The organism is Noviherbaspirillum malthae, from assembly GCF_015352985.1.
Classification (GTDB): domain Bacteria; phylum Pseudomonadota; class Gammaproteobacteria; order Burkholderiales; family Burkholderiaceae_D; genus Noviherbaspirillum; species Noviherbaspirillum malthae.
On sequence record NZ_JACYXF010000051.1, the window covers coordinates 34,415 to 47,177 of the forward strand.

Here is a 12,763-nt window from a genome sequence, read left to right on the forward strand (position 1 = left end):
CCTTTTCTGGGATGTTTAATTCAATCGAAATGCAAAATCGATAACATCCCGTAGGAGTACCTATAAGAGAATTTGTTCGCAGTTTGTAATGTATCTATGCGTATTTTTTAGATTAAATGCGCCAGCTTAGAGCGTAAAAGGACGAGCGCTCCCCTGGATCCGGGATCCATCCGAGCGCATTACAAAGGGATGCACAGGCATCCCTTTGTAAGGAAGCGGACTTACTGTTTGACTTCGATTTGTGTCACTGTGAATTGACCGCCTACTTTCTCGGCTACAAAGCTCACCTTGTCGCCTTGCTTGACCTTGTCGAGCATGGCTGGATCTTTTACCTGGAACACCATGGTCATCGCAGGCATATCGAGGTTCTTCAGCTCACCATGCTTGATGGTGATCTTCTTCGCATCTTTGTCGACCTTCCTGATTTCGCCTTCCGACATCGCATCGGCGGAAGCAGAGGAGGTTGCCGACGGAGATGCCGATGCAGCTGAATCGGATGCCGCATAGACGCCGAACGGCGCGGCGGACAGGAGGGCGGTGATAATAGCCAGGTTCACGATTTTCTTCATGGTACGTTCCTTTCGGAGTTCACTAGTTGTAATGCTTGTAGACCGTGTAGCGTCCATTGCCTTGTACCAGCAAGACGTCGTACGGGTCCTTGCGCGGGCCTTCCATGCCCGGCGAGCCCAATGGCATGGCAGGTACAGCCAGGCCCTTGGCGTTAGGCTTTTCTGCGAGCAGTCGCTTGATGTCAGAGGCCGGCACGTGCCCTTCCAGCGCATAGCCATTCACTAGTCCGGTATGGCATGATCCCAGGTCCTGAGGGATGCCTAACTTTTCCCGGTAGTCGGACGGGTTCGCAACGTTCTGCGCCTTGACGGTAAAGCCGTTGGCTTGCAAGTGTTTCACCCATTCGGCGCAGCAGCCACAGCTTTCACTCTTGTAGACTTCCACCACGGGCGTGGCGGCCGACACGCCAAGATGCGCAGTGAGCAAGCTCACCATCGCTGCTTTCAAGAGCAAGTGCCTTCTCATCGTCTTTATCCTTTCTTCACTGTGATTTTCCCGATCATGCCGGCTTCAAAATGGCCAGGAATCAGGCAGGCATAGAAGAATTCGCCTGCCTTCGTGAACTGCCACACCATTTCTTCTTTCTTGCTCGGGCCGACATGCGACATATACGGCTCATCATGCTCCATGCCAGGGTTCTTTTTCATCAACTCCCCGTGCTTTTTGAGTTCATCCATGGTGCCGAGCACCATTTCGTGCATGATCTTTCCCTTGTTTGCGACCAGAAACTTGATCGTCTCGCCTTCCTTGACCGTGATATCGCCTGGAGTAAAGCGCATCGTGTCACTCATGTCGATGGTGATGGTTCGGGAGACCTTTTTCGGGTCGCCCTGCTTGCCGAACGGATGCTCATCTGTGGAGATGGGCGCATTCGCAGTCGGCTTCTTATGGGTTTCGTCACCATGGGCATACGCCACGGAGGCCCCCATCGCAAGACCGATCGACAACAGCGCAGCCGACACGGCTTTGATTGTGAGTTGCTTGTTCATATAGTTTTCCCTTAGATTAGATAATGCTGGTTAGGTTAGTGATGACCGCCGTGGCCGGATGGCTTGCGTACGGTCATTTCAATGTTGGTACCCTTGTTCGCAGAGGGCATCGATTGCCCGCCTGCAGAGCCGCTGCGGGTAGGGGCCGGCGCTTCGCCCTTCCATTCGTACGCAACGGTGCCCGCCGGGTGCTTGTACCAGCCCGGATCCTTGTAGTCGCCCGGTTTCTGCTCCTTGCGAACTTTAAGCACCGTGAACATGCCGCCCATTTCGACGCCCCCAAAAGGCCCTTGGCCACTCATCATCGGGAGCGTGTTGTCCGGGATCGGCATTTGCATCTCACCCATGTCAGCCATGCCACGTTCACCCATGACCATGTAGTCAGGGACCAGCTTATTGATCTTCTGGGCGACACCGCGGTGGTCGGCACCGATCATCGTCGGCACCTCATGTCCCATCGCGTTCATCGTGTGGTGGGACTTATGGCAGTGGAACGCCCAGTCACCCAGGTCGGTCGCATCGAACTCGATGGCCCGCATCTGGCCAACGCCAACGTCGGTCGTCACCTCCGGCCAACGTGATTCCGGACGAGTCCATCCCCCGTCAGTGCCGGTGACCACAAACTCGTGACCATGCAAGTGGATCGGGTGGTTCGTCATGGTCAAATTGCCCATGCGAATACGGACGCGATCACCCTGACGTACGTTCATCGTATCAATGCCCGGGAAGACGCGGCTATTGAAGGTGAACAGATTGAAGTCAGTCATGGTGCTGGTGCGCGGGGTGAAGCTGCCCGGCTCGATGTCGTAGTTACTCAGCAAGAAGACGAAGTCGCGGTCGACCTTCATGAAATTCTGGTTCTTCGGGTGAGTAACCCAAAAGCCCATCATGCCCATGGCCATCTGAACCATTTCGTCGGCATGCGGGTGGTACATGAAGGTGCCAGGCCGCTTCGCCTCGAATTCATAGACGAAGGTTTTGCCAGAAGGAATGCCAGGTTGGGTCAGCCCGGTCACGCCATCCATCCCGTTGGGCAGGCGCTGGCCATGCCAGTGGATGCTGGTGTGTTCCGGCAGCTTGTTGGTGACGAAGATGCGCACACGGTCGCCTTCGACGACTTCGATCGTCGGGCCCGGCGACTGGCCGTTATACCCCCAGAGGTTCGCCTTCATGCCGGGCGCCAGTTCGCGCACGACAGGCTCGGCCACCAGGTGGAACTCCTTGACGCCGTTGTTCATGCGCCAGGGCAGCGACCATCCGTTCAGGGTCACGACAGGGTTATAGGGACGGCCATTGGGCGGCATCAGCGGTGCCTGCGTGGCGGTGCCTTCCATGATCGGCGCTTCCGGCAGTGACGCCGCGCCAACGCGACTGACTACGCCCGCGCCAACCAACGCGGTGGCGCCCTTAAAAAAATCTCTACGCGATACCATGATTCTTCCTTGTTCAATGTTCAGCTGCGCCGGCCTCGGCAGGGGCGGCCGTGCGAATTTGTACGCTGCTTCCGCCAGTGCCATTCATGGCGGCCTGCAAGTCTGTTTCCGCGATCCAGAAATCGCGCTGCGCTTCAATGGCGGCATTGACGCTGCTTACTTGGTCACGTGCGTCGGTCAGTAGCTCGAAGACGCTCGCCAGCATGCCGTTGTAGCGGAGCAGTACCTCCTCCGAAATTTTCTTGCGAAGAGGCACAACTTCGCTCTGGTAATGCTTCGCCAGATCATAAGTGGTGCGATAGGCGGAGTATGCTTCCCGTACCTGGGAGCGGGCGCGGATCGCCAGATCTGCAGTGCGGTTAACCGATTGCATGTACATGGCTTCTGCACGCGCCGTGCGCGCACCGCTCCAGTCAAAGATGGGGAGCTCCAGTTCGATTTCATAACCATTGGATCGAGGTTCGCCGGTCTCACTGGTGTTTGCGTATCCCGCATCCAGCACGTTGATGAAACGAGTTGCCTTTGTCAGGCCCAATGCGCGCGCGGTCGCGTGGGCATCGCGTTTGGCTATTTGTATGTCAAGGCGCTGGTCCATCGCGATCTGCTCGACGTTGGCCATCTCGTTCGGTGCCTTGGGCAAGTCCGGCAGCCGGTCAGGCAATTTGAATGACGCATTGGCGCCCCACAGGCCCATCAACCGTGTCAATTGCTCGCGAGCCGCTGTCGCGTTGTGACGAGCCCGTGCGACTTGTGCCGTTGCGTCCGCATAGAACACTTGCTCGCGTGCCTGATCGAGTTTGCTCACGTTGCCCACCCGTGCCAGACGCTGGGACAGTTCGGCGCCGGCATCGGCTGCGCTCTGAACCTGCTCCATATATGTGGCCGTCTGCTGCGCAGCCACTGCGTTGAAGTAGGCGCGGCGCGTGTCGGCAGCCAGCTGTACGGCTTGCGATGCGGTCTGCAACTGGGCTTGTTCAAAGCGGCGCTTCTCGATGCCGCTACGGATCGGCATCGTCAGCAATCCCAGCAGGTCGAACATCACGCTGCGCTCAATTTCGACATCTTCGCCAGCACGCATGCGGCCAAAGGAGAAGCTCGGATTGCGCATGCGGCCGGCCTGGACCAGATCCGCTTCCGCCACGCCGAGCTCGGCAAACGATGCCTTGAGTCCCTTGTTATTGAGTAATGCGATCTGCACCGCGGTATCCGGGGTCAATGGCTTTTGCAGCAACTGGCCAACGGTGTCCGGGGTTGCGTTGGCATCGGTTGTCGGTTTGGAAAACTGAACCGCTTGACCGGTACGCTCCTTGGTCATGGTCGAAACGGAATCCAGTCCTCCATCGCCGGAAAATGTAGCGCAGCCCGTAAGGAAGACGGTCAGTACGGCCACCGCCAGCGTTGAACGGCGAGGAAATTGATATTGCATGTTCATGGATTCCCCCTTTAGTGGTGCTTGCTATGGTCCACCGCACCGCCTTGCTGGGGGGCGGGGGTATTGGCATTAGCTGGTGCGACTGGTGTGCTGCCGGCATCCTTCATGTGCCCGGCATGGCCACCGATCTTGCCCATTTCGTCGTTGGCCGAACGCCAGAGCTTGTCGGGAGTCGTGCCTTCGTCATTTGATGCACGGAAATTCTTAAAGGCGGACTCATAGCTGACCGCAGCAGTCGGTGCGTTGGCGTCGAGCGGGTTCGGTTGGGTTTGTTGTTGTGCAGACGCGGCAAGGGGTACGCATACCCATGCGGCGACGGCAAGCCATTGCTTGGATGACATTATTTTCCTCAAAATCGGCAGAACAGACGTGCGAAGACACGCGAACTTACTTGGGTACTAACCGAACAAGCAGTAAATGCTTGTAGTCGGCGCCCGGTCGTGATTAAACGGAGAGGAGCCTTGGGGGGCGTTCCAACCCGGCCGGGATGAAGCCGGTGAAGGAAACGACAGGGGGAAGGACGACAGTGTGGATGGTACTGAAGACAGGCGTCAGCGAGACGGAGGCCGGAGGTGCAGTCGCACCATAGCAGCATGCCGCACAGGCGCTGCAATACGATGTTTTGTGGAAGGGCTGGATGTCAGATACCTGGTCACCCCCACTATCCACCTTGTAGACGTCTGGCAGGGCCATGCTTGTGCCATGGTCGCCATGCTCATGAGCGCCTTGACCATCAATATGATGATGCTCAGTTGCTCCTGACATGATTGCCGGTGAAATAGCGTGATGATTGGGCCCGCAAGACGCTTTGATGACAGACGCCACGCCTTGAATCGGCATAGCGGCAATCAGCAGCCAAAGCAAAAATGTCTTGAAGACCCGGTTCATTTGTTCAGTTTAGCACAAGGGTACGTGATTTAAAGCAACTTTTACCACAGTCAGTGTAGACCTTCCAACGGTGGCAAGGTCAAGCGATCTTAATGCGGGATGACACTTTTCGCTTGTGACGAATAATGTGTTCGAAAGCATTTTCCTGTATTGGTTCTACGAAAAAGAGGAGCGTGCGGGCCCGGCGTATAAACGTGCACTGGAAAGATGCTCTCGATGGCGGATCTGCCTGTAAAACACTAATCACCTGATTCACAGGAAATCGTAGCCACGAAAAATTAGCACTTTCAACATATAGATATTGCGTCATACCGGCGAAATTTCAAGCGCTCGGAACCGGAAAGAAGGGCAGTGCGCCCTTCTTTCGCGGTCAGCTGTTAGCTACCGTAATACATGGAATTGAAATTTGAATTCCCGTAGCGGTTGGCTTGCACCGCTTCCGCTTGCACCTGGACACGAGTCTTGCCGGCGACGAAAGTGGGTTCCGGCGGATACGAGGAGTCGTTACCAACATACAGCGATCCATCCTTGCGTGCCTGTTCCAGTTCGGCACGCACCTCGGCACGCGACTTGGTCGACTGTGTATGATCCTGCCAGTTTGTGCCGATGTCACCCAGCCATTTGTCATCTGCCAAGGCACTGGTGCTCATTCCAGTGATTAACACCAGGCCGGCTACAGCCGACATCATCAATTGCTTCGTTTTCATATTGCACTCCTACGCTGGTGGTTGGTGGACTGACATGTCATCTCAATCCATGCATCCAGTTTAAGAGCCGCGGGGAAACAGTTACGTGACGCCTACATTACAACTATGTAATGTAGCAGCGAGGGGCGTGTGGGGGGCATTGAGCAAGGTGTCAACACTGCAATCTTCAAAGGGGGACAGCTAGGCGAGCAGCGGCCCGGTGATCATGCGGTAATAACAGAACGCTAATCGGGCATTGTAGCTGGAGGGCATTTGACCCAGGCTGGCTCTTGATAACGGGGAACTATCCGAACGCAACCGATAGACGAATGCCATCCGCGTTGACGGGAATAGACCGGTAGGATCTGTGCTTTATGTGATTCCTAGGGTAACGGCAGCCAAGGCGATATAACGCACGGTCTTCGCCATTGCGACAAGGCTCAGAAAAATGGAGAAGCGCTCGCGCATCAGACCTGCAACCAGTGTGAGCGGATCCCCGATGATCGGTAGCCAGCATAGCAGCAACGACCATCGGCCAACTTTCCCGTACCACCGCTGCGCACGCGTGAGTGCGTCATCATTGGCTGGAAACCATCTCCTGCCACGAAAATGTTCAAGATACCGTCCTAGCCACCAATTGATGCAAGACCCTATCGTGTTACCAATACTGGCGACCAGTATCAGCAACCATGGTTGCTGCTTGCCCGCCAATAGCAGTGCAACCAGCACTGCTTCGGATTGCGCCGGCAGGATGGTGGCTGCCAATAAGGCAGCCGAAAACATGCCACTATAGGCCGCCCAGTCATTCATGCGTTGGGACCATCAAGCTGCTCAACCTTTCACCATTGTCGTACATCGCTCATTGATAGAAGTAATTGCCGAAGGAGGGGGCGGCACGTCCACAGTACTATGTTCATCATGATAGATGGTACGATGACTGTAATCTGGCGATTATCGTTGGTTATTGCTCCAGTATAGTCTGTTATTCAAATGCACAGGCTGGGACGGCGCATGCCGTTCCTTCTTTTGCTCCAAGGAGTCAAGCCATGCAAAAGTCGATATATAAGGCATTGTGGATCGTCGGCCTTGCGTCATTCACCCTGGTAGCACTCGCAGATCAAAAAGCCGGCGACCAAGGCGGCCGAACTATGAAAAAAGCGGCCAGTGCCTCTACCATGGCGGAGGGCGAAGTAGAAGACGTGGACCTGGCCACCCCAAGCATCACGCTCAGGCATGGACCTATCAAGAGCAAAACGATGGAAATGGAACCAATGACCATGCCGTTCGCGGTCAAGGATGCCGCATTGCTGGCGGGGGTGAAGGCGGGCGACAAAGTCAAGTTCATCGCCGAATACCTTGATGGCTTTCCGACGATAGTTACACTGCAAGTCCTGAGATAGGTTGGGCCAGCATGCTTCTCGGGCCATTGACTGAAGGACTTTGCGCGCATCAACTGCATCATTGAGGCGCTCTGGGGATTGCAATGTACCTTAACGGCGCAACGTTATCGACAAAGGCTGCCACTGCGGCGCAGTAGAATGGGCTGTTCTAATTGGCTAGACCAGAAAGATTCACTTAGGCGGGGCGACGATCGTTACACCTTGACCGCATCCCCCAGGATACGCCGCATCGAATTCTTGATATGTGTTTGCATCGCATCCGACGCCGCGCGACAATCCCTCTTGATGATTGCCTCCACTATGTCATGATGCTCGCTGCAAATTTGGAACGACCGTTGAGTCCATTGCGGCGCCGAGAGTTCGAATGACATTTGCATCGTAAATAACATGTGCGGTCGCAGCGCGATCAACCCCGTAACGTACATTGGGTTTTTAGATGCAACGGCAATAGCGTTGTGAAGGGCAAAGTCTGCGTCAACGCACCAATCCCCATAGGCGGATGAGCAGGAAACTGCATGGTAGGCACTTCTAATTGAAGTGATGTCCCGAGAATCTTGCATCAAGGCAGCCTGTTTCGCCGCGCCTGTCTCAAGACAGCAGCGAAACTCGTAATATCGCTGGATGTCCTGGACGCAGGCAATCGAAGGAAGGGTTAGCGTCGCTGCTTTCGCAAGCGTACTAACAAAGGTACCTGCCCTCGGTCGCGAAATCACTAAGCCGGCGGCGCGTAAGCGTATAAGTGCCTCGCGTACGGTTGATCTGGATACACGATAATGGTGACATAGCGCCTCTTCGGTCGGGAGGCGCTCACCTGCTTTGATCCCGCCACTTTCAATCTGCTGTAGGATGGCATGATGGACTACGTCTACAAGATTGTTGCGGAGGGACAAAGGGTTAGTTTTGTCGAGGCTCATAACAAAACATAGTCTAATCCATTTGCCGAGCACCGCAGCAAGTTCGATGGAACGCCAACCCGCCTTCTATCCGGCCGGTAGACGGCCCATTCTTTTGGAAGAAGATGATCAGCTTCCGAAATAAATCGAATCGAAGATCTCGTTCCCCTGGCGGTTAGCCTGTACTGCTTCGGCGCGGACCTCTGCGCGTGAGCGCCCCTGATATGCTTGGGGTGCTTGGGGTGCTTGGGGATAGAACGCACCGTTGCTGACCTGGAGCGTACCGTTTCTGCGGGCCTCTTCCAGTTCAGCGCGCACCTCCGCGCGGGACTTCGTCGACTTAACATGGTCTTCCCAGTTCGAGCCGCGGTTACCTAACCATTTATCGTCCGCCAGCGCGCTCGAGCTTACGCCAGCAATCATTACCAAGTTTGCAATTGCGAACAACAGTTTCTTTTTCATGGTGCATTCCTTTGCTAATAAGATCATCAATCCCGTGACTTGCTTCATTGATGGAGGAAGTATAGAAGCCGCAAGGCAACGACAACGTGACACCGACATTACAACCTTGTCATACACGCTAAATGGGAATGGCGAACATTACACACCTGTAATCTGCAGAGTGCGATCCAGTTAACCATGACCATGCTGCTGCTAAGCGTAGTGGTCACCGCGTCAAAGCAGAATAAGCCGTCCAGTGACGTTAGCCAGTCAAGCCGGGTGCGCATCTCAATCCGGCATCGCGTGACGTTCGCCGACGCTCACCTAAGTGGGCGAGCGCAATTTCCTGTGGACGGCGCTTAGGCACGGGATACCTGCGCATCACGGCGCTTCCCGAATAACCAGGAAGCGACCCCTGTCTATGGGTAGGAGGTCGCTCGTCCGATAAGGTGAAACTTGATCTGAATCATATTCGCCAGCATTGGTGAAGGGATATTCTCGGTTCGCTATTCGACGCGTTGAGCAACGGCGTCAACAGCCAGGCTGGGGCCTTGCATCATTTTACTTAGGACGATCCATTATGAAGAATCTACAACGAGTCGGAGCGATATCATTAGTTCAGGTTGCATTGCTAACCCTCGCCAATGCAGCGATCGCGGCCCCCAATAGTATCTATGTTGCGAACGAGGGCGATTCGACCGTCAGTGTAGTTGATATTGCGACATTCAGGCCAGTCAGAAACATCCAAGTCGGCCGGAATCCTCACAACGTACAGTTAAGCCCGGATGGGAAGTTCGCATGGGTCACCAATGACGGGCCCCACAAGCCTGATGGAAATACACATCAGGACGCGGACAAACACGGCCAGACCACCGAGAGCTCCGGCGGTGAGATTTGGGCGATTGATACGCAAACCGATCGCGTGGTTGCACAGATCGTTGTAGGGGTTCATCCAGCGCATGTGGTGCTCACTCCTGACGGCTCTCAGGCCTATGTCACCAATGGCGGCGAGGGTACAGTCAGCATCGTCGATCTGCAAGCGCAGAAGGTAATCGCTACTGTCAAGGTAGGGAATTATCCCCACGGAATACGAATTAGCCCCGACGGAAAGCAGGCGTATGTGGCGAACCTGAAAAGCGGTACCGTTTCGGTTATCGACACGGCGTCACGGAAGCAGGTGGCTGAAATCACTGTAGGGAAAGGGCCGGCGCAGGTCGGTTTCACGCCTGATGGATCAGCCGCTTTTGTGTCACTGTCAGGCGAGGCAAAAGTCGCGTTGATAGACCCACGGCAGAGAAAGATGATCTCGAAAGTTGGCGTTGAATCGGTGCCGATCCAGGTGTACGCGACGCCAGACAGCAAGACCGTGATCGTTGCAAACCAAGGTTCCAAAGCAAATCCAGGCAAGACGGTAAGCTTCATTGATATCGCTACCCGAAGGGTGGTTAAAACGGTGGAAACCGGGAAAGGCGCGCATGGCGTAGTCGTGGATGAACGAGGCGATCGTGCGTACGTTTCTAATACCTATGCGAATACTGTATCGTCAATCGATATCCGTTCGGGTAAAGTCGTCGCAACGACGCCGGTTGGCGAAGCGCCCAATGGTATAAGCGTGCTGCCATGAAGGCTGCATTGAGGTGGCTAGAGACCGGGTCAGGCGGCCAACTCGCAGCCTGGTCCAGTTAGCACGTGCCTGCACGGTGTGGCGGACACTGTGTCTCCACTATACTGGACTGTCGCCGCTCCTCATCCTGGTGAGCACCAACAGGTGCTTGACTTTGATGATCTTGAGACGAACGGACGTATCCTGCCGCTCCGAGAAGGCTATTGACGCTACTGCGGCCGCTAGGGCAGCTATATCGATGGACAACAACGGTGGCCACATCGTGGAGAATGGCAACGCTTGCCGGCCTGATTTTAGAGGAAATCGCTACAATACACCCGTACAACAAGAGCGATAAAGGATTGACGGATGGGTGACGCGCTGGCAAAACTGATTGAGCATTGGAAGGCCGATGCGCACAGCACTTATAACACGTGGTTTCTTTGGGAAGAGCGCATCAAGAACTTCCGCTCCATCCGGCGTGGCATTGGCCAAGTCGTGCGCGACATACAGGCTGGTACCTTTGGCAACGCGTACCGCGGCTCTTCGTTGGAGACCGTGGTCGGGTCTATTGCCGAACAGCGACAGGTATTCAAGGGTGCGGACCATGCCTTTCTCTGGAAGCCAAAGCTCCGCATCCCGGACATCTACGAAAACCCAAAGAATCAGGCGGCCTTCGCCCAATTACTTCATCATTGCGATTGCTGCAATACGGCTGAAGAAGTTATCGCAGGAATACAGCGCATCGATGCGCTGGCTATCAAAGGGCTCGGCCCCGCGGTGGCCAACCTTCTTTACTTCATTCATCCCACCTTCGTCTCACCCTTCAATACAGCCATCGTAAAAGGCTTCAACGCCGTCACCGGCGGCAACGTGAAGCTGGGGCGCTGGGATCATTATTTATCGATGCGGGAAGGTTTGATTCGCCTGAATGAAGAGTATCGGACGCTGCTATCCAATGATTTGGGCGCGATTGCCGGACTGATGTTTGATGTGGGCGCAGGACGTTACGCCGCACCGCCTCGTCTTGATGACGCCGCCGCTTTTTCTGCATGGGAGGCCGATCTGGAGCGCGTAAGAGTGGAGTCGGCGGCTGCCCAGAAACAATGGGAGGCTGCACGTGAGAGCGACGCAACCCATACGGAAATCCAGGGATGGTTGCGCGATTTGGGATTGGCGCTCGGGTTTGATGTCTGGGTCGCTGCCAATGACAAGAGCCGCACCTACCTGGATGGCAAGCTCGGGGATAAGTGTCTCGCACAGCTTCCCGATGGGGTCACCAAGGGCATGGATTCGGTACGGCTCATCGATGTTGTTTGGCTCACCAAGGGCCAACACAACGTGGCCGGCGCGTTCGAAGTTGAACACTCGACGTCGATCTACTCAGGCATTGTTCGAATGCTTGATCTTGCCCTTGGAACCGAGGTCGGCAAAAACTGCACGCTATTTTTGGTTGCTCCAGACAATCGTCGTGATGAAGTCAAGGTGCAGTTGCGTCGGCCGGCATTCTCACGCGTGTCCGAACTGAACATCCAGTACTTGCCTTACAGCCAGTTGAAAGAGCATCGTGGAGCGATCGCCCGCTTTGGAACAGGTATTAAACCGCTTCTGGAGATTTCACAGGGCCTGCACTGATTCTCCGAAACTGGACTCGTTGCTCATCAGGAGTACGCAGGACAGCCATCGGTTTGCGTGCTCAGACAATGTGTCCGTCAAGATGACGGTCGACGCTCTGGTCTTGGTTCTCGAGAGGACTCGCTTGAGTGAGGTGCACTGGCAACGATAGGCGCCTTGGTTCGGCAGGTGCTGGTGTGATGGATAACGACGGGCAGTAATGGCATGCTTCCCGGTGCCAGAAACGTGTTTCAACTGGGAGTGATTCCGTACGACTGACTACAGGCGAGCATTACGTGATTTTTGCCGGCCTTCTTAGCCGCATACAGTGCCTTATCCGCCGCGTCGATCAGGGTGGCAGAATCGGTATAGTCGGCCACCAGCGGAGCCACCCCAATACTGACGGTATAAGCAGGAACCTCCTTGGACCACACTTCAGCTGCCATAGCACGAATGCGGTCGGCAACTGAATAGGCATCGTCTTGAGTCGTGTCGGGCAACAGCACAAGGAATTCTTCGCCGCCATAGCGTCCTATGGCGTCGCCGCGGCGAAGAAGTTGCCGCACCTTCGATGAGAAATCGATAATCACTTGGTCGCCCGTCAAATGCCCATGGCGGTCGTTGACCTCCTTGAAATTGTCGAGATCAATGATTAATACCGACATCGGGCGTCGCTTCAGTCTCGATTGTAAGCGGTCCGTTAAACCCGTACTTGCCGGCGAGAGTTAAGACGAGTAAGGTAAATTGCAGTGATAGGGAGATCAATCCGGCAGGACGATTTTCCAGGGCAGCAGCGTCTCGATATCGTCCACGG

14 protein-coding genes and 1 pseudogene are annotated in these 12,763 nt (G+C 55.2%); 3 read left to right on the forward strand and 12 right to left on the reverse strand.

What is annotated here, in order from left to right; translation table 11 throughout:
- Positions 1 to 221 precede the first annotated feature (221 nt).
- From IGW03_RS28865 to IGW03_RS28905, 9 genes are all read right to left on the reverse strand, one after another.
- Entirely contained in the window at positions 222 to 569 is a 348-nt protein-coding gene (locus IGW03_RS28865; protein WP_151638629.1) for a copper-binding protein, read from the reverse strand.
- A 22-nt stretch (positions 570 to 591) separates the two neighbouring features.
- Positions 592 to 1,035, reverse strand: a complete 444-nt coding sequence (locus IGW03_RS28870) for a DUF411 domain-containing protein (RefSeq protein ID WP_151638628.1) — start codon at positions 1,033 to 1,035, stop codon at positions 592 to 594.
- A 5-nt stretch (positions 1,036 to 1,040) separates the two neighbouring features.
- The gene (locus tag IGW03_RS28875; RefSeq protein WP_194725961.1) at positions 1,041 to 1,559 is read right to left on the reverse strand and encodes a cupredoxin domain-containing protein; all 519 of its coding nucleotides are present in this window, start codon (positions 1,557 to 1,559) and stop codon (positions 1,041 to 1,043) included.
- Positions 1,560 to 1,594: 35 nt separating this feature from the next.
- On the reverse strand, positions 1,595 to 2,992 hold the full coding sequence (locus tag IGW03_RS28880; protein ID WP_151638626.1) for a multicopper oxidase family protein: 1,398 nt from the start codon (positions 2,990 to 2,992) through the stop codon (positions 1,595 to 1,597).
- Positions 2,993 to 3,005: 13 nt separating this feature from the next.
- Positions 3,006 to 4,424, reverse strand: coding sequence for a TolC family protein (locus IGW03_RS28885; protein ID WP_225984882.1), 1,419 nt, complete (start codon positions 4,422 to 4,424; stop codon positions 3,006 to 3,008).
- Positions 4,425 to 4,435: 11 nt separating this feature from the next.
- Positions 4,436 to 4,765: a hypothetical protein gene (locus IGW03_RS28890; RefSeq protein WP_151638625.1), complete on the reverse strand. Its 330-nt coding sequence runs from the start codon at positions 4,763 to 4,765 to the stop codon at positions 4,436 to 4,438.
- 103 nt (positions 4,766 to 4,868) lie between these two features.
- Entirely contained in the window at positions 4,869 to 5,312 is a 444-nt protein-coding gene (locus IGW03_RS28895; protein ID WP_194725962.1) for a hypothetical protein, read from the reverse strand.
- Positions 5,313 to 5,689: 377 nt separating this feature from the next.
- Complete coding sequence (locus IGW03_RS28900) at positions 5,690 to 6,019, reverse strand: DUF4148 domain-containing protein (RefSeq protein WP_151638624.1); 330 nt, start codon at positions 6,017 to 6,019, stop codon at positions 5,690 to 5,692.
- Between the two features lie 351 nt (positions 6,020 to 6,370).
- Positions 6,371 to 6,808, reverse strand: a complete 438-nt coding sequence (locus IGW03_RS28905; protein WP_151638623.1) for a YqaA family protein — start codon at positions 6,806 to 6,808, stop codon at positions 6,371 to 6,373.
- A gap of 236 nt (positions 6,809 to 7,044) precedes the next feature.
- On the opposite strand from IGW03_RS28905, the gene IGW03_RS28910 reads away from it, so the two are divergent.
- On the forward strand, positions 7,045 to 7,398 hold the full coding sequence (locus IGW03_RS28910) for a copper-binding protein (protein WP_151638622.1): 354 nt from the start codon (positions 7,045 to 7,047) through the stop codon (positions 7,396 to 7,398).
- A gap of 194 nt (positions 7,399 to 7,592) precedes the next feature.
- On the opposite strand, the gene IGW03_RS28915 is transcribed toward IGW03_RS28910, so the two are convergent.
- Positions 7,593 to 8,312 carry a FadR/GntR family transcriptional regulator gene (locus tag IGW03_RS28915; protein WP_151638621.1) on the reverse strand — a complete coding sequence of 240 codons (720 nt, stop codon included), beginning with the start codon at positions 8,310 to 8,312 and terminating at the stop codon, positions 7,593 to 7,595.
- A gap of 108 nt (positions 8,313 to 8,420) precedes the next feature.
- Positions 8,421 to 8,753, reverse strand: a complete 333-nt coding sequence (locus tag IGW03_RS28920; protein WP_192805256.1) for a DUF4148 domain-containing protein — start codon at positions 8,751 to 8,753, stop codon at positions 8,421 to 8,423.
- A gap of 559 nt (positions 8,754 to 9,312) precedes the next feature.
- Between IGW03_RS28920 and IGW03_RS28925 the strand changes: the two genes are divergently transcribed.
- On the forward strand, positions 9,313 to 10,356 hold the full coding sequence (locus IGW03_RS28925; protein WP_151638619.1) for a YVTN family beta-propeller repeat protein: 1,044 nt from the start codon (positions 9,313 to 9,315) through the stop codon (positions 10,354 to 10,356).
- 348 nt (positions 10,357 to 10,704) lie between these two features.
- The gene (locus IGW03_RS28930) at positions 10,705 to 11,970 is read left to right on the forward strand and encodes a type II restriction enzyme NmeDI-related protein (protein ID WP_151638618.1); all 1,266 of its coding nucleotides are present in this window, start codon (positions 10,705 to 10,707) and stop codon (positions 11,968 to 11,970) included.
- Positions 11,971 to 12,200: 230 nt separating this feature from the next.
- Here IGW03_RS28930 and IGW03_RS28935 read toward each other — a convergent pair.
- A pseudogene (locus IGW03_RS28935) lies at positions 12,201 to 12,641 on the reverse strand (GGDEF domain-containing protein); the annotation flags it as partial.
- Between the last annotated feature and the right edge of the window lie 122 nt (positions 12,642 to 12,763).

Bases quoted from the DNA above. Each gene is read 5' to 3' on its own strand.
- IGW03_RS28905 (WP_151638623.1), bottom strand. From the start codon at position 6,808: ATGAATGACTGGGCGGCCTATAGTGGCATGTTTTCGGCTGCCTTATTG.
- IGW03_RS28870 (WP_151638628.1), bottom strand. From the start codon at position 1,035: ATGAGAAGGCACTTGCTCTTGAAAGCAGCGATGGTGAGCTTGCTCACT.
- IGW03_RS28890 (WP_151638625.1), bottom strand. From the start codon at position 4,765: ATGTCATCCAAGCAATGGCTTGCCGTCGCCGCATGGGTATGCGTACCC.
- IGW03_RS28910 (WP_151638622.1), top strand. From the start codon at position 7,045: ATGCAAAAGTCGATATATAAGGCATTGTGGATCGTCGGCCTTGCGTCA.
- IGW03_RS28895 (WP_194725962.1), bottom strand. From the start codon at position 5,312: ATGAACCGGGTCTTCAAGACATTTTTGCTTTGGCTGCTGATTGCCGCT.
- IGW03_RS28865 (WP_151638629.1), bottom strand. From the start codon at position 569: ATGAAGAAAATCGTGAACCTGGCTATTATCACCGCCCTCCTGTCCGCC.
- IGW03_RS28875 (WP_194725961.1), bottom strand. From the start codon at position 1,559: ATGAACAAGCAACTCACAATCAAAGCCGTGTCGGCTGCGCTGTTGTCG.
- IGW03_RS28915 (WP_151638621.1), bottom strand. From the start codon at position 8,312: ATGAGCCTCGACAAAACTAACCCTTTGTCCCTCCGCAACAATCTTGTA.
- IGW03_RS28925 (WP_151638619.1), top strand. From the start codon at position 9,313: ATGAAGAATCTACAACGAGTCGGAGCGATATCATTAGTTCAGGTTGCA.
- IGW03_RS28880 (WP_151638626.1), bottom strand. From the start codon at position 2,992: ATGGTATCGCGTAGAGATTTTTTTAAGGGCGCCACCGCGTTGGTTGGC.
- IGW03_RS28930 (WP_151638618.1), top strand. From the start codon at position 10,705: ATGGGTGACGCGCTGGCAAAACTGATTGAGCATTGGAAGGCCGATGCG.
- IGW03_RS28900 (WP_151638624.1), bottom strand. From the start codon at position 6,019: ATGAAAACGAAGCAATTGATGATGTCGGCTGTAGCCGGCCTGGTGTTA.
- IGW03_RS28920 (WP_192805256.1), bottom strand. From the start codon at position 8,753: ATGAAAAAGAAACTGTTGTTCGCAATTGCAAACTTGGTAATGATTGCT.
- IGW03_RS28885 (WP_225984882.1), bottom strand. From the start codon at position 4,424: ATGAACATGCAATATCAATTTCCTCGCCGTTCAACGCTGGCGGTGGCC.